12 protein-coding genes are annotated in these 15,523 nt (G+C 69.4%); 8 read left to right on the plus strand and 4 right to left on the minus strand.

Features of this window, described 5'->3' with window-relative positions; genetic code table 11:
* Nucleotides 1-1,626: 1,626 nt before the first annotated feature.
* Nucleotides 1,627-2,352, minus strand: coding sequence for an enoyl-CoA hydratase-related protein (locus E1300_RS17570; RefSeq protein ID WP_131758095.1), 726 nt, complete (start codon nucleotides 2,350-2,352; stop codon nucleotides 1,627-1,629).
* Between the two features lie 53 nt (nucleotides 2,353-2,405).
* Between E1300_RS17570 and E1300_RS17575 the strand changes: the two genes are divergently transcribed.
* The 7 genes from E1300_RS17575 (at nucleotide 2,406) to E1300_RS17605 (ending at nucleotide 11,137) form a co-directional block, all read left to right on the plus strand.
* Entirely contained in the window at nucleotides 2,406-2,993 is a 588-nt protein-coding gene (locus E1300_RS17575; protein WP_131758096.1) for a TetR/AcrR family transcriptional regulator, read from the plus strand.
* 1,252 nt (nucleotides 2,994-4,245) lie between these two features.
* Complete coding sequence (locus E1300_RS17580; protein ID WP_131758097.1) at nucleotides 4,246-4,881, plus strand: helix-turn-helix domain-containing protein; 636 nt, start codon at nucleotides 4,246-4,248, stop codon at nucleotides 4,879-4,881.
* A gap of 399 nt (nucleotides 4,882-5,280) precedes the next feature.
* Nucleotides 5,281-6,111, plus strand: a complete 831-nt coding sequence (gene sdhC / locus E1300_RS17585) for a succinate dehydrogenase subunit SdhC (protein WP_131758098.1) — start codon at nucleotides 5,281-5,283, stop codon at nucleotides 6,109-6,111.
* 12 nt (nucleotides 6,112-6,123) lie between these two features.
* Nucleotides 6,124-8,154 carry a fumarate reductase/succinate dehydrogenase flavoprotein subunit gene (locus E1300_RS17590; protein ID WP_242619208.1) on the plus strand — a complete coding sequence of 677 codons (2,031 nt, stop codon included), beginning with the start codon at nucleotides 6,124-6,126 and terminating at the stop codon, nucleotides 8,152-8,154.
* Complete coding sequence (locus E1300_RS17595; protein WP_131758099.1) at nucleotides 8,151-8,924, plus strand: succinate dehydrogenase/fumarate reductase iron-sulfur subunit; 774 nt, start codon at nucleotides 8,151-8,153, stop codon at nucleotides 8,922-8,924. Before E1300_RS17590 ends, E1300_RS17595 begins: the two co-directional genes overlap by 4 nt.
* Before the next feature lie 436 nt (nucleotides 8,925-9,360).
* Nucleotides 9,361-10,059, plus strand: coding sequence for a Crp/Fnr family transcriptional regulator (locus tag E1300_RS17600; RefSeq protein ID WP_131758100.1), 699 nt, complete (start codon nucleotides 9,361-9,363; stop codon nucleotides 10,057-10,059).
* 64 nt (nucleotides 10,060-10,123) lie between these two features.
* Nucleotides 10,124-11,137: a LysR family transcriptional regulator gene (locus E1300_RS17605; protein WP_131758101.1), complete on the plus strand. Its 1,014-nt coding sequence runs from the start codon at nucleotides 10,124-10,126 to the stop codon at nucleotides 11,135-11,137.
* Between the two features lie 6 nt (nucleotides 11,138-11,143).
* On the opposite strand, the gene E1300_RS17610 is transcribed toward E1300_RS17605, so the two are convergent.
* Nucleotides 11,144-12,433, minus strand: a complete 1,290-nt coding sequence (locus E1300_RS17610; protein WP_131758102.1) for an MFS transporter — start codon at nucleotides 12,431-12,433, stop codon at nucleotides 11,144-11,146.
* A gap of 210 nt (nucleotides 12,434-12,643) precedes the next feature.
* Between E1300_RS17610 and E1300_RS17615 the strand changes: the two genes are divergently transcribed.
* Nucleotides 12,644-13,171 (plus strand): carbohydrate binding domain-containing protein, encoded by a 528-nt coding sequence (locus tag E1300_RS17615; RefSeq protein WP_165502883.1) that lies wholly within the window; start codon nucleotides 12,644-12,646, stop codon nucleotides 13,169-13,171.
* Between the two features lie 27 nt (nucleotides 13,172-13,198).
* Here E1300_RS17615 and E1300_RS17620 read toward each other — a convergent pair whose 3' ends face one another.
* Nucleotides 13,199-13,783: a hypothetical protein gene (locus E1300_RS17620; RefSeq protein ID WP_207399805.1), complete on the minus strand. Its 585-nt coding sequence runs from the start codon at nucleotides 13,781-13,783 to the stop codon at nucleotides 13,199-13,201.
* 114 nt (nucleotides 13,784-13,897) lie between these two features.
* The gene (locus E1300_RS17625; protein WP_131758104.1) at nucleotides 13,898-15,349 is read right to left on the minus strand and encodes a sialidase family protein; all 1,452 of its coding nucleotides are present in this window, start codon (nucleotides 15,347-15,349) and stop codon (nucleotides 13,898-13,900) included.
* Nucleotides 15,350-15,523 lie beyond the last annotated feature (174 nt).

Raw genomic sequence — 15,523 nt, forward strand, 5'->3', positions numbered from 1 at the left:
CACCCGCTGAAACAGCTCCCACAACTCCTCAGGCACCAACCGCTCGACCATCTCCACGAACGGCAGGCTACCGCCGACACACCAAATGAGATGACGTCTTAGGAGCGGGGTGCTGCGTAGTGGCGCAAGACCTCGGCCGCGAGACGCTGCGCGACGACGTGGAGGGCCTCGGACGCGGAGTGCTACGGGACGACGCGCAGGGTCTCGGGCGTGGGGTGCTGCGCGGAGGGCCGAAGCCGCGGCCGAGGGACGTGCGCGAAGAGGGATGGGCTCGGACGTGAGCGCCGCGCGGAGGCCCAGAGGCGTGGCCGAGGAATGTTGTGCGAAGAAGAATGGGCTCGGACGTGGGCGCCGCACGGAGGACCGAAGCCGCAGCCGAGGGATATGCGCGAAGGGGGATGGGACTTGGGATGTTGGGGGCTGCGCCGAGATGCGGAGCGGCGTGCACGCGGGGTGCTGCGCAGCGATCGTGCAGCGCTTTGGCGGAGCCGCGCCGATGCGCAGACGGCGTGAGCCTCGGGAGCGCCGGCGGCTTCGGGGCCATCGATGGCATGGACGTGACGATGTGCGCGGAGTTGCGCAAGAGACTCGCATGCGAGCGGGCGCGGAGAAGTGAATGGGCTCGGACGCGCCAGAGTGCGGGGCGAGGGCATTTTGGACGCGTACCGCGGAGGTCCAGAAGGGCATGCGGAGATGCAAAGGAGCTTGGAGGTAGAGGGTGCTCTCGCGCGCGGAGCATCCGGATGTGGACGCGCGCAGAGATAGGCGAGGGCTTGAGCCGAGGGTGCGGGGAGGCCACGAGCGTGAGAGCGCGTAGAGAGGTGAAGCGGCTTGGGCGCGCCGAGAACGCGCAAATGGTGGAGAGCTTGGACCCGAAGAGCGTATGGCTTCGCGGGGGGTTGGACGCGCCGGGAGCGCACGAGTTGTGGCGGAGTTTGGACGCGCGGAGAGCGTATGGAGTTGCGGCAGGGCTTGCACGAGGGGACACGGGAACGCCGGAGGGGAGGGGACGGACATGTGGAGGGCCTCCTAGCTGGTGCGCGAGGCAAGGACGGGGCTGAGTCCAGAGTTGGGGCCGGGTCGCGCGCAGGGCTGGGGCAAGGCTGTGTGCAGAACTGGGAGCAATACCGAGCGTGGACTGGGGCCGGGCCGTGTGTGGGATGGAGGGCGAAGTTTGAGTGGGGCGGGGTTGCGTGCAGGGCTGAGTGTGGGACGGGCGTCGAGGTCGGGCTAAGACGGAACGTCGGGCTGAGACGGAACTGAGTGCGGATCGGAGGACGAGGTCGAGAAGCGGGACGGACGGCGAGGTTGAGTGCGACGGAGTGGGGCGGGGTTGCGTGCAGGGCTGAGGGTGGGATGGGCGGCGAGGTCGAGCGCGGGCTGAGGCGGGGCTGAGTGCAGGGCCGAGTGCAGGGCCGAGTGCGGGACTGGGGGCGAGGTTGAGTGCGGGACTGGCGGAGGGCTGAGGGCGGATGGAGGACGGGGGTGAGTGCGGATTGGGGCAAGGTTGGGTGCTTGCGGGCCGGAGGAAGAGGCGAGCGGTAGTGGAGGACGGAAAGGGGGGCGGATACGGGACGGGGGACGCGTATGGGGGCGAGTGTGGAGTGGGGCGGGCTGAGTGCGGGGTTATGGGTGGTTGGATCGGGGGGGGGGTTCGGTTGCTTGAGGGGTCAGGGCTAGGCGGGCTTCGTTCTGCGTTGCTTCGTGCTCGGGTAGGGACCATTGTTCGAGGACGGACCGGCGGGCGGCATCCCGGGCTCCGGGTGGCAGGGAGGCCATGGCATCGGCCATGTGCAAGGCGTGTTCCAGGGATTGACCGGGATCGACTAGCCGGGAGATGAGGCCGTAGCCGAGGGCCTCGTCGGCGGAGACACGGCGGGCGGTCAGGAGGATGTCGAGAGCTCTGCTCTGGCCGATGAGGCGAGGAAGACGGACGGTGCCCGCGTCCAAGCAGGGGAGCCCGTGGGTCAGGTTGAGGGTGCCGAACTCGGCGGTCGTGGACGCGACGCGGAGATCGGCCCACAGAGCGAGCTCGAAGCCGCCGCCGAAACAGTAGCCCTCGATCGCGGCGATGATCGGCTTGGCCGGTGGGGTACGGGTGACCCGCATGGGCGGAGGGCCGTCCACGGTGGGCATCGGGAAGTCGCCAGCGGCCATGGCTTTCAGGTCGTTGCCGGCGCAGAAGGTGTCGCCGGCGCCCGTGAGGACGAGGACGTGAACATCGTCGTCGTGTTCGGCGTTATCGACGGCCTCTGCGAGAGCTGTGGCCATGGGACCATCCACGGCGTTGCGACGGTCGGGGCGGTCGAGGGTGATCACTTGGACGGCGCCATGGCGAGCGGTACGGATCATGTCGCGGATCCTAGATAGATCGATCTAGTTAGGGCAAGGACTAGGCTGCCGGGATGGGATCAGACACACGGACGCGGCTCCTGGAGGCGGCTGCGCAGTTGTTTCGGGAGCAGGGATACGCCGCGACGGGGTTGAAGCAGATCACGACGGAGGCGGGGGCGCCGTGGGGGTCGCTCTACCACTTCTTCCCTGGCGGTAAGGAACAGTTGGGCGTTGAGACGGTCGCCCACTCGGGTACGCGCTACCTGCGGTTGTTCGACCTGGTGTACGGACGGGCGGACGGGGACGCGGCCGACGCCGTCCTGGACTTCTTCCAGCTGAGCGTTGATGCCTTGGAGAAGTCAGGATGGGGCGACGGTTGCCCGATAGCGACTGTCGCGCTGGAGGCGGCAAGTACCAGTGAGCCATTGCGGCATGCGTGCGCGGACGTGTTCGCCGGCTGGCGGGCGGCGACGGCGCGCCGATTCGCCATGGAGGGGATCGAGCCGGCGGAGGACTTGGCGGTCTATGTACTGGCCGCGTTCGAGGGCGCGATCATTCTGAGCCGTACCAGCCATGACACCGGTCCCTTGCAGGTAACCGCCAAGATCGTGGCCCAAACGATCCGCGATCGACGACGTTCTGGTGGCAGCGCGGACTGACTATGTCGCATCGCCACTTCGCACGCGGCGGTGTCAGCCCGGGCGGTTGCTGTTCGTGTGCGTGCATGGAGCCATGCCTTTCGATGGGGATGCACGAGTTCTGAGGGCGGTGGCCGGTGTGCCCTGAGCTGGAAGGGAAAGCGAGGCGGCATCTGGTGGAGGACGAGGCCGGGGGAGGAGGCGGGCGGTGGCGTCCGGTGGCGGGCGAGGGTCGTATGAGAGAAGAGGGCGGCGGTGTCTGGTGGCGGGCGAGAGTCGTGAGAGGGAGGAGGGGTGCGGCGTCCGGTGGCGGCGTGGGTCGTGGGAGGCGAGAGGGGTGCGGCGTCCGGTGGCGCCAGGGTCGTGGGAGGGGAGAGGAATGCGGTGTCTGATGGCGGGCGAGGGGCGAGGGGCGAGGGGCGAGGGCAGTGGCGTCCGGTGGCGGGCGAGGGGCGGGCGAGGGGCGGGGGGATGGAGACGGGAGCTGGTGTCTGGTGGTGGATGAAGGGGTGTGTGGGAGAAGTGGGCGGCGTCTGGTGGGGGGACGAGGGGTGTGTGAGGGAGGCGGGCGGTTGTATCGGGGGGCGGATGTGGGTCGTGTGAGGGTGGCGGGGAGGGGCGCGTGGGGTCCGGGGCGAGGGTCGTTTGTGGAGGTGGGTGAGGGGCGTGGGGCAGCGGAGGGATTAGCGCGTGGGAAGAGATGGTGGGGCGCGTCCGGGGTGGAGCAAGGGGCCTTTTGTGGAGGCGTGCAGGAGCTGTAGGTAGGCGGAACGGGCCGGGTGGGGGAGTTGGGAGAGGGACGTTGGGGAGGTGGGGTGTGGTGGTCGGCTCGTGTGGGGTTGAGCGGACGGTGTGCGTGGCTGGGTTGTTGCTGCGTTGCTGGGTCGTCATTTTGATGTCTGCCTTCGTGTCGGCGGCTATGGGGGAGTTGGAGGTCTGCTGTGCCACGGGATCAGCGGGTCTGAGGCTTGTTCTGCCTATGGGTGTGCGGGGGCCGTGCCCGCTTCCGGGTTCGTCTTCGTCGTCGTGGAAAACGGTGTAGCCGGTAGGGAGTAGGGCTGCGGTCGCTGGGCGGTGTGCCTTGTGCATGAGTCGTCCTTCCGGTTTGTCGCATATGCAAACGTCGACTCTCGTGCCATCATGGCGGTGGAGACCCTGTTTGCGTGTGCAGTTGCGAAGCTAGCATTTGCAGTCGCTAATCGTCAAGGGCTTTCATGTGGGCATGACCTTTGACCGGTAATGCGGGATTAGTCCTCACGTGGAGAGGTGGGTCGTGGGCGTCGCCGAGGACACCGTCGTCCGTAACCGCGCGTTGCAGACGGAGTGGTACGGGGAGCCGCTGGGCGACCGCGTGCGCAGGCTCCTCGATCGGCTCGGCCTTTCGCAGTCCGGGCTGGCCGGTGTGCTCGGCCTGTCGGCGCCGATGCTGTCCCAGCTCATGTCCGGCCAGCGCGCCAAGATCAGCAATCCGGTGGTGCTGCACCGTCTTCTGGCCGCCGAGGAGCTCGCCGCCGATCCGGCGTTCGACGAGATGCCGGCCGCGGAGGTGAAGAGGCGCCTGCGGGAGATCGGCGCTGAGTCGGCGGCGACTGCGGCGGGGTTGCGTACCGGGTCGTCCGAGCGGGTGCCCGCGGGGCGTTCGGGAGGCGTTCCGGTGTCCGGTGAGCAGGCTGGGGGAGCGAGGGGGACCTCTGAGTCGACTGCCCGGCTCGTTCAAGCCTTGCTGCGCGAGGTCGCCTCGGCGTCCGAGATCGATGCCGCCGCGGCGCTGATCGACGAGCGGTTCCCCGAGCTCGCCGAGCTGCTGCGCGTGTACGGCAACGGCCGCACCAGTGAGGCCGAGGCCCATTTCGCCCGTACCGTCGGCGCCTACCTCGCCTCGGCCGCCGAGCGGGGGCCTGACGCCTGAGGCTTTCCTCGCCGTCTCTTGCGAGGGGTGGGTTCCTTGTGCGCGGACGGTGACCGTGTGCTTCGGAGGGTGGATCCGAGGGGGAGTGGCCGGTGGGTCATGCCGTGCTGTGCTCGTCTCGATTCCATTGGGCCATAACAACTGGTTATGGGGAGCGTACGGTGCCGTAGACGGTTTTCCCCGCTAAAGTCTGTGGTCAGGGTCACATGCGGGTCTGGCTGTTATGTATGTCACAGTGCCTGGCGGGTGGCGTAAGGTCGCTTCGCTGGAAGCGCACACGAGGCGTCACCGCCCGCATGCGGCAGGCCTCCGGCCGAGGCGCGACGGCCGCATGCGGTGGCCGCATGGGTGCGCTCAACCGTGGTACGGGGACACGACCCGAGCTCAGGAGAGCGATCGATGAGCACTGTGGAGGCGCCGGCCAAATCGCGCGCCCAGATCAAGGAACGTACGCTCCGCAAGGACAACTGGCGCCTCTATCCCATCACCACGTTCGTGATTTTCACGGCGTGGGTGGTGTACGCGACGGTCCGGGCTTTCTGGGGCTCCGCCTTCTACGTCCCGGAGTACCACTACCTGACGCCGTTCTACTCGCCGTGCCTGAACGACATCTGCAACAACGTCACGGTGGACGGGCACACGGGCGACGCGGCGGAGTTCGGCACGTTCCTGCCGTCCGGAACGCGGGGGTGGATCCCGTTCGCGGCCATCTCGCTGCCGTTCCTGCTGCTGTTCCGCCTGACCTGCTACTACTACCGCAAGGCGTACTACCGCTCCTTCTGGGCGGCGCCCACCGCGTGCGCGGTGCGGGAGCCGCACAGCAAGTACACCGGGGAGCGGCGCTTCCCGCTCATCGGCCAGAACCTGCACCGCTACTTCTGGATGGCCGCGTTCCTCATCTCGCTCATCAACACCTGGGACGCGGTCCGCGCGTTCCACGGCGAGGACGGCGGGTTCGGCATCGGCCTCGGCACCGTCATCCTCGTCGCGAACGTGGTCCTGCTCTGGCTCTACACCCTGTCGTGCCACTCGTGCCGGCACATCGTCGGCGGGCGGTTGAAGAACTTCTCCAAGCACCCCTTCCGGTACCGGATGTGGGGCTGGGTCTCCAAGATCAATCAGCGGCACGGCACGTACGCCCTGATCACGCTGGGCTCCCTCGTGGTGGCCGACCTGTACGTCGCGCTGGTGGCCAGCAACACCATCAACGACCTGCGCATCTTCAACTGAGGCCAAGGGATCATGACTGAGATCGAGAGGCACGCCTACGACGTCGTGGTGATCGGCGCCGGCGGCGCCGGGCTGCGGGCGGCGATCGAGGCCCGCCTCCAGGGCAAGCGGACGGCGATCATCTCCAAGTCGCTGTTCGGCAAGGCGCACACGGTGATGGCGGAGGGCGGCGCCGCCGCGGCGATGGGGAACGTCAACCCCAACGACAACTGGCAGGTGCACTTCCGCGACACCATGCGCGGCGGCAAGTTCCTCAACAACTGGCGGATGGCGGAGCTGCACGCCAAGGAGGCGCCGGACCGCGTCTGGGAGCTGGAGCACTGGGGCGCGCTGTTCGACCGCACCAAGGACGGCAAGATCAGCCAGCGGAACTTCGGCGGGCACGAGTACCCGCGGCTGGCGCACGTCGGCGACCGGACGGGCCTGGAGCTGATCCGCACGGCCCAGCAGAAGATCGTGGCGCTCCAGCAGGAGGACCACCGCGAGCACGGCGACTACGAGGCCCGCCTCAAGGTGTGGGCCGAGACGACGGTGACGCGGCTCCTCAAGGACGGGGACCGGATCAGCGGCGCGTTCGCCTACGTCCGGGAGACCGGGAAGTTCGTCGTGTTCGAGGCGCCCGCGGTGGTGCTCGCCACGGGCGGCATCGGCAAGGCGTTCAAGGTGACGTCCAACTCCTGGGAGTACACGGGGGACGGGCACTCGCTGGCCCTCCTGGCGGGGGCGACGCTCCTGAACATGGAGTTCGTGCAGTTCCACCCCACGGGCATGGTCTGGCCGCCGTCCGTCAAGGGCATCCTCGTGACGGAGTCGGTGCGAGGCGACCGCGGCGTCCTCAAGAACTCCGAGGGCAAGCGGTTCATGTTCGAGTACATCCCCGAGGTGTTCAAGGCGCAGTACGCCACCACCGAGGAGGAGGCCGACCGCTGGTACGACGACCCGGACAACAACCGGCGTCCTCCTGAGCTGCTGCCGCGGGACGAGGTCGCCCGCGCCATCAACTCCGAGGTGAAGGCGGGACGGGGATCGCCGCACGGTGGCGTCTTCCTCACCGTCGTGGGGCGCATGCCCGGTGGGGCCGAGGAGATCAAGCGCCGGCTTCCCGCGATGCACCACCAGTTCAAGGAACTGGCGGATGTGGACATCACCCAGGAGCCGATGGAGGTCGGACCCACCTGCCACTACGTCATGGGCGGAGTGGAGGTCGACCCCGACACCGGTGCCGCGCTCGTCCCGGGCCTGTTCGCCGCGGGCGAGTGCTCGGGCGGCATGCACGGCTCCAACCGGCTCGGCGGGAACTCCCTGACCGACCTCCTGGTCTTCGGACGGCGTGCCGGGCTCGGCGCGGCCGAGTACGTGGACGCGCTGGCGGCGCGGCCCACCGTGTCCGACGAGGCCCTGGACGCGGCGGCGACCGAGGCGCTGGCCCCGTTCGAGCGCAAGGGCGGCGAGAGCCCCTACGCCGTCCACGCGGAGTTGCAGCAGACCATGAACGACCTGGTCGGCATCATCCGCAAGGAGGGCGAACTGGAGCAGGCCCTGGCGGCGCTCGACAAGCTCCGTGAGCGCGTCGCGAACGTGAGCGTCGACCCCGTCGCGGTGAACGACGGACGCGGCTACCACCCGGGCTGGCACCTCGCGCTGGACCTGCGCAACATGCTCCTCGTCTCCGAGGCGGTCGCCAAGGCGGCATTGGAGCGGCAGGAGAGCCGCGGCGGCCACACCCGCGACGACTACCCGGGCATGTCCGCGGAGTGGCGCAAGGTGAACCTGGTCTGCCGGCTGGCGGGCGACCCGTCCTCCCCCCGGGTCGAGCTCAAGCGCCAGCCCATGGAGCCCATGCGGGACGACCTGATCGGGCTGTTCGAGACGGACGAGCTCAAGAAGTACCTCACCGCCGAGGAACTGCCCGCGGACGTGGCGGCCGAGGCCGGGGAGACCGGTGGGACCGGAGAGGCCCCGGCGGGCGGCGCGACGGCCGCGGGCGCCACGGCCGCGGGCGCGGCGGGCGCCGTCGAGGAGAACGAGGAGGGCGACCGATGAGCAGCTACGAGGCCAAGTTCCGGGTCTGGCGCGGCGACGAGGGCAAGGGTGAGCTCAAGGACTACTCGGTCGAGGTGAACGAGGGCGAGGTCGTCCTCGACATCATCCACCGGTTGCAGGCGACCCAGGCCCCCGACCTGGCCGTCCGGTGGAACTGCAAGGCCGGCAAGTGCGGGTCGTGCTCCGCGGAGGTCAACGGCATGCCGCGCCTGCTGTGCATGACGCGGATGTCCACGTTCGAGCCGGACGAGACCATCACGGTGACGCCCGTCCGCACCTTCCCGGTCATCCGCGACCTCGTCACCGACGTGTCGTTCAACTACGAGAAGGCCCGGCAGATCCCCGCGTTCGACCCGGGCGACGTCCAGCCGGGCGAGTTCCGCATGCAGCAGGTGGACGTCGAGCGCTCGCAGGAGTTCCGCAAGTGCATCGAGTGCTTCCTCTGCAACAACGTGTGCCACGTCATCCGTGACCACGAGGAGAACAAGCCGGAGTTCGCCGGGCCGCGCTTCCTCATGCGGATCGCCGAGCTGGAGATGCACCCGGCGGATGCCGCCGACCGGCGCGACATCGCCCAGCAGGACCACGGCCTCGGCTTCTGCAACATCACCAAGTGCTGCACCGAGGTCTGCCCCGAGCACATCAAGATCACCGACAACGCCCTGATCCCGCTGAAGGAGCGGGTCGTGGGCCGCAAGTACGACCCGGTGGTGTGGCTCGGCAGCAAGCTCGGCATCGTCAAGAAGGGGCAGGGCACCCCCTCCGCCTGAGTATTCGCCTTCCGCCCGCGGGGAACGCGCGCCTTCCGTCCCGGAGGGCGCGCTTTCCCTTGCAGGACGCGCTTTCCCTTGCGGGGCGCGCTCCACTCCGAGGTCGACGCGGAGGGCGCGCGTCCGCCGTGCGCCCTCCGCGCACCATCGAGCGTCCCTCGCCGCCCCGGCGGCAAGGGGCGTTCCTGTGGCCGCGGCCGTACCCGGCGGGCGTGACCGCGGTCATCGGCGGGGGGCGTGCCCCCGGACCGCCCCCCGCCGTACCGCCGTTCCCCAGAACGCCGTGGCCGTTGGGCGGCCTTCGGCCGCACACGCCGTCCCCCACCCTCCCGCGTCCCGTCCCCGCCCAATAGGGAGAAGTGCACAGAACGCGTGACTTATTCGTGATTCTTCGCCAGGTCCCCGGTCGCGCTGCGTTCCCTTTAGCGTGGTGTGCATGAGCGCCCTGGAGCCGGGCTCGTTCCTCGCCGAGCTGACCGCGGCGGAACGCGACGACCTGGAAGCACGCGGCCGCATCCGCGAGTTCGACCGCGGGGAGACCCTCTTCGTCGAGGGGGAGCAGTCGGCTTGGGTGGCGGTCCTGCTGAAGGGCAGGGTGAAGGCGTTCTCCTATCGCGAGCACGGCGGCGAGGCGCTGCTGGCCGTCCGCGGGGCGGGCGCGCTGCTCGGGGAGGTCGCCGCGATCGACGGGCTGCCGCGCTCGGCGACCGTCGCCGCGCTCGAACCGGCGCGGGCCCTCGCCGTGACGGCCGACGAGTTCATGGCGTTCCTCCAGGCGCACGGCCGCGTCTCGATCCTCATCATGCGGATGCTGTGCCAGCGCTGGCGCGACGCCGACCGCAAGCGCGTCGAGTTCGGCATGTTCGACGCCACGGGACGCGTGGCGCAGCGCCTCGTCGAGCTGGCGGAGCGGTTCGGCGTCCCGTACGAGCCGCGGGGCGCGGACAAGGGCGGCGGGCGGAGCGTCCGCATCACGCTCAGCCTGTCGCAGGAGGAGCTGGCCGGCTGGGTCGGCGCGTCCCGCGAGGCGGTGAGCAAGGCGCTGCGCACCCTCCGGCGGCACGGCTGGATCGAGACGGGGCGGCGCAGCGTCATCGTCCACGACCTGGAGGCCCTCCGCCGCCACGCCAGATGAACCGCGCACCGGACGTCCGAGGTGCCTGCGAGTACGCCGGAGCGTGGCCCGTACTCTGTGCAGGATGCAGTTGCAGCAGCTCGCCTACTTCGTCGCGGTCGCGGAGGTACGCCACTTCACGCAGGCCGCGGAGCTCCTGCGCGTGGCGCAGCCTTCGCTGTCCAAGCAGATCCGCGCGCTGGAGACCGAGCTGAACGTGTCGCTGTTCAGCCGGGCGAGGGGCAACATCACGCTGACTCCCGCCGGGGAGGCCCTGCTGCCGCTGGCCAAGCGCATCCTGGCCGATGTCGACACCGCCCGCCTGGAGGTCCAGGAGCTCGCCGGTCTGCGGCGCGGACGGGTGCGCTTGGGCGCGACCCCGTCCTTGTGTGCGGGCCTTCTAGGGGACGTCCTGCGCCGCTTCCATGACGCCTACCCGGGCATTCAGCTCATGGTCGAGGAGGGTGGTTCCCGCGACCTCGTCCGGGAGCTGACCCGAGGTTCCCTGGACCTCGCGCTGGTCATCCTCCCGCTGCATGGGGATCCGCCCCTCGACACCACTCCGATACTGCGTGAGTACCTGGTGGTAGCCGCCCCGGCAGGCCCGGAGGTGAAGAACCCTCAGGAGCGTTCGTCGAAGGCGACGCAGATGCCGCGCCGTTCCTATCTGCGGATCCAGGATCTGCGCAACCGTCCGCTGGTGATGTTCCGGTCGGGCTACGACCTGCGAGAGGCGACCATCAGTGCTTGCAGGGCGGCCGGGTTCGAGCCCAAGTTCGCGGTCGAAGGCGGCGAGATGGACGCCGTCCTGCGCTTCGTCGAGGCGGGACTAGGGATCGCGGTCGTCCCGAGCATGGTCCTCGCCGGACGGCCCGGCCTGCGCGGAACGCCGCTCGTCCTGGCTGACAAGGACGACGAGCCTCCTCGCCGCGGTCACCACGGCCCTGGCCTCCTCAGGACCATCGCCCTGGCTCACCGCAAGGATGTCGAGCTCACCCACGCCGCGAGAGCGTTTCAGGACGTCCTGGAGACCTTCCTGGTCGAGGCGGGGCTGGCAGGCAGCCTGCCGGCCGGAGTCGAGAACCTCGTCCACGACTGAAACGCCTCAGACGGCCCCGGACGGTTCCGGCACCTCGGGCGCCTTCATGGGCGCCGACGGAGCGCGCGCTATCGACATCGACATGCCGGCGGCGAACAGGCACAGCACTCCCGCACCCCACCAGGCGAGCGTGTACGAGCCGAACGACGTACGGAGCACTCCCGCCCCCGTCGCGGCGGCGGCCGCACCGAGCTGGTGCGCGGCGAACACCCACCCGAACACGATCGTCCCTTGGGACGGTCCGAACACCTCGCGGGTCAACGCGATCGTGGGCGGGACGGTCGCGACCCAGTCCAAGCCGTAGAAGATGACGAAGACGAGCATGCTCGGGTGCGCCGAATCGGCGAACAGGACGGGCAGTACGAGCAGCGACAGGCCGCGCAGAGCGTAGTACCAGCCGAGCAGTACACGGCTGTCGAGCCGGTCGGTGAACCACCCGGACGCCACCGTCCCCACGATGTCGAACACGCCCACCAGGGCCAGCAGGCTCGCCGCCGTCGTCTCCGGCATCCCGTGGTCATGCGCGGCGGGGATGAAGTGGGTGCCGACCAGACCGTTCGTGGACGCACCGCAGATGAAGAACCCACCGGCGAGTAGCCAGAACGCCTTCGTCCGCCACGCTCCGGACAGGGCCCGCAGAGCCGTCCGGGCGGCGTCCCCCGTACGGGGCGGATCCGGTTCGGCGACCGTCGCGCCATAGGGGAGGAGATCCACGTCAGCAGGACGCTCGCGCATCACCAGGACGACGAGCGGGACCACCGCCAGCGCGGCGACGGCGACCGTCACCGACGCGGCCCGCCAGCCGCTCACCTCGACGAGCCAGGCCAGCAGCGGCAGGAAGACGAGCTGCCCGGCGGCGCCGCCCGCCGTCAGCACACCGACGACCAGGCCCCGGTGCCGGACGAACCACCGTCCGGCCACCGTCGCCGCGAACACCATCGCCATGGAGCCGGTACCGAGCCCGACCAGCACGCCCCAGCACAGGACGAGCTGCCAACTCGCCGACATGAACACGGTGAGCCCGCTGCCCGCGGCCACGAGCGCCAGCGCGGCCGCCGTCACCCGCCGCACCCCGAACCGGTCCATCAGCGCCGCCGCGAACGGCGCCGTCAGCCCGTACAGGACGAGGTTGACCGACACCGCCGCCGACGTCGTGGCCCGCGACCAGCCGAACTCGTCCTGCAAGGGCACCATCAGCACCCCGGGGGTCGCGCGGAATCCCGCCGCGCCCACCAGCGCCACGAACGCGACCGCCGCCACCGCCCACGCCCGGTGCGGTCGAGAGAGTCTGAACACCCGGTCACTCTGCTCGATCGCCCCGCCCCGGCGACAGTGACCAGAAGGTCAATCTCCCTACAGATCCGGCCAAAGCCCATCGACTCTTGTGAATTGAGTTCACGAGTGCTTTGATCGGTGATCAAGAAACAGGGGTGGCTGTCAGGGCGGCCCCGGTGATGATCCAGAGAGGACCCCCCGATGCGCGTTCTGCGCCGTACCACCGCGACCATGACCTTGGCCGTACTCGTCGCCGCGGGCACCGTCTCCGGCACCGGCGCGGCGGCCATGGCGGACCAGGCGCCGTCCGAGATGTTGAGCAACGGCACTTTCGACACCGGCAGCAACCCCTGGTACGGCAATGACGCCGACATCTCCGTGACGGACGGGGAACTGGAGGCCTCCGTGCCCTCGGGCGGATTCGGCGAGCTCCCGGGCGGAGTCGTCAATCCCTGGGACCGCTCGGTGGTCTACCCTGGCCTGTCCTTCACCGGGTACCAGCTCTACAAGCTCTCCTTCGACGCCCGGGCCACCCGGGACGTCACCATCGACGCGAGCGTCTACACCTACGAGGGCCTCTACATCCCCTACTGGGAACACCCCATCGAGCTGGGCACGAGCACCCGGCATTTCGAGGTTCCCGTCGCGGTCTACGCGACCGCGAGCGATCGCCGGCTCGGCTTTCAGCTCGGCACGGACGGCCCCTCTTACCGCATGTACCTGGACAATGTCTCGTTGACCCCCGTCCAGGACGACTGACCACAACGCCCGCACCACGGGGTGCGGTCAGGGCTGTTCCTGGAAGGCCGTGTAGTCGCTGATCAGATGCGATGGATTGGCTGCCCTGGTCAGTTCGACTTCCAGTTCCGGACGGAACATGTCGAAGAGCACGATGGGGACCGGACGTCCCATCACCTCCTCGACGAGGCCGCTGGCGTGGAGGTGGCGCGCCACGTCGACGCAGGCCTCGTCGAAATGGGCGTAGAGGCGTTCTAACTGCTCATCCGTGGGGTCGTTCTCGTCCCAGAGGTCTCGGCTCTTGACCTCGTCCAGATAGAGGGACGTTCCGGTCGGGTCATCGGGGTGATGGCCTATCGGGCCGGACTCGTCCAGAAGGAAGTAGGCGTAACTCCAGCGGATCTCGCCGGGATCGGGGTCCGACGCCGCGTCCAGATTGCGTTTGACCTCGGCCTCGGTGTTGTAGCCGATGGCCATGTACGGGTCGTACGGATAGTCCCAGAGTTCGTGGACGGTCGAGTACTCGCCGTGCGAGATCCGCAGCGACACCACGTAGATGTCGGGACGCAGTTTCTCGGGGAACGACGTCAGCGCGCGTTCGCCCGCCTGGCGCATGTGCTGCTGGAGGGTCATGCAGCTCATGATTCCTCGTCCGCGCGAGTTCCTCAGCAACTCATGCGCACCGCCGGAAACACGCGGACGCCACCCGCCGGCGCTCTTCGCGCCGGCGGGCGGCGTCCGGGTGGATCAGTTGTAGAAGGTCGCGCTGTGGAGGTCGACCGGGTTGGCGGCGTCGCCGGTGGCCACGCCGTACACGGCCACGAAGCCCGAACCGGTCGAAACCAGGCCGGTGTAGTCGCCGAGCATCCGGCCGGAGCTCGTCGGCGGCACCTTCCGCGCGTCGAACGGGCCTTCGATGTGCCGCTCGCGCCACGCTCCGGGCTTCGTGCAGTCCTTCGCGGCGCAGGTCACGGCCCAGAAGTCGGTGGGCAGGGTGGCGGCGGACGTGTTGTTCCGGAAGTCGTAGTACGTGATCGCCACGGTGCCGCCGGGCGACACGGCGATCGCCGGCACCGCGGCCGAACCGGTGGGCGTCTTGTCCACGCGGACCGGGGTCGACCAGGTCCGCCCGGCGTCGGCGGACCGCGCGTACGCGGCGTGGAAGGTGCCGTCGGCGTCCTGGCTCTGCCAGACCGCGTTCACGACCTTGCTGTTCGGCTGGGCCGCCAGCAGCGGCAGCGTGGCGTTCCGTACCGGGTCGCCCGAGTTGTCGGGGTCCGGGATCTTGGTGCCGACCGCGAACGGCGCCGCCGCGTTCAGCGTCGGGGCCGACCAGGTGGCGCCGCCGTCGGTCGAGCGGATGACCTGGGTGGCGGCGGTGGTGTTGGTCTCGTGGTGCATGCCGATCAGCAGCGTCCCGTCGGCCATCGGCACGAGCTCGGTGCCGATGGCGCCGCTGTTGGCGGGGAAGTCGTAGACCTTCTTCGTGGTCCAGGTGCGTCCGTCGTCGGTCGACTTCGCCAGGTAGACCGGCTGCGTCCAGTCACCCGAGGCCTGCGTGTCGACCCGGTCCCAGACCGCGTACACCGTGCCCGGGTGGTACGGGTCGGCGGTGACCGCCGGACGGTCGTTGAAGTACTGCGGGTCGTCGTCGCGCTGGAGGGTCACCGGGGCGTCCCAGTGCTCGCCGCCGTCACCGGACCGCGACACCAGGATCGCGGTCGTCTCACCGGTACGGGACAGGGAGAACGACGCGGCCACGGCCGTACCGGACGGCGTCGTCGTGACCCAGTGGTCGGTCGTGACGTCGTAGTCCCCGCCGTTGGCCGCGGTGCCGCCGGTGCAGCGGGAGAACGCGGGCCGGTTCGCCGACCGGTGCCAGGTCGCGCCGTTGTCGTCGGACACGGCGACGCCCGTCCCGTTGCCGCCGTACCGGTTCCACCGGTCCTGCTGGTACACCGCGACGAGGCGTCCCGGGCGCTTCGGGTCCCGCGCCACCATGGGCTGGACCTCGGTGTTCGGGTTCAGCACATACCCGTCGCCCTCGGCGAGCCCGCAGCCCGCCGGCAGCGGGCTGGTACCGGTCACCCGCGTCACGGTGGCGGGGTCCGTGGCGTCCGCGAGGGCGGACTGGACCGTGACGATGCAGGCGAACGCGGTGGCCGCCATGGCCACCACCGCCCTGGAACGTCGTTTCAACGTGCCTTCCTCACCTTCAGGGGGTCTCCGCGGGAGCGTGGCCGTCCCATTCCGGGCGGCGCGTCCCAGCAGATGTCGAATGGCGCGGGAAACACTACAGTCCCAAGATCAAGTGTGCGGACGGAAAAGCGGGCAGGGGCAATGAGATGAGAAGTCTCATTGGTGAGCCTCAGG

Origin of the sequence: Actinomadura fibrosa, from assembly GCF_900659615.1 — a bacterium.
In the GTDB taxonomy this organism is placed as follows: domain Bacteria; phylum Actinomycetota; class Actinomycetes; order Streptosporangiales; family Streptosporangiaceae; genus Spirillospora; species Spirillospora fibrosa.

Coding starts and splice junctions, on each gene's coding strand:
- E1300_RS17605 (WP_131758101.1), top strand. CDS start 10,124: ATGCAGTTGCAGCAGCTCGCCTACTTCGTCGCGGTCGCGGAGGTACGC.
- E1300_RS17590 (WP_242619208.1), top strand. CDS start 6,124: ATGACTGAGATCGAGAGGCACGCCTACGACGTCGTGGTGATCGGCGCC.
- E1300_RS17615 (WP_165502883.1), top strand. CDS start 12,644: ATGACCTTGGCCGTACTCGTCGCCGCGGGCACCGTCTCCGGCACCGGC.
- E1300_RS17600 (WP_131758100.1), top strand. CDS start 9,361: ATGAGCGCCCTGGAGCCGGGCTCGTTCCTCGCCGAGCTGACCGCGGCG.
- E1300_RS17575 (WP_131758096.1), top strand. CDS start 2,406: ATGGGATCAGACACACGGACGCGGCTCCTGGAGGCGGCTGCGCAGTTG.
- E1300_RS17595 (WP_131758099.1), top strand. CDS start 8,151: ATGAGCAGCTACGAGGCCAAGTTCCGGGTCTGGCGCGGCGACGAGGGC.
- sdhC (WP_131758098.1), top strand. CDS start 5,281: ATGAGCACTGTGGAGGCGCCGGCCAAATCGCGCGCCCAGATCAAGGAA.
- E1300_RS17570 (WP_131758095.1), bottom strand. CDS start 2,352: ATGATCCGTACCGCTCGCCATGGCGCCGTCCAAGTGATCACCCTCGAC.
- E1300_RS17620 (WP_207399805.1), bottom strand. CDS start 13,783: ATGACCCTCCAGCAGCACATGCGCCAGGCGGGCGAACGCGCGCTGACG.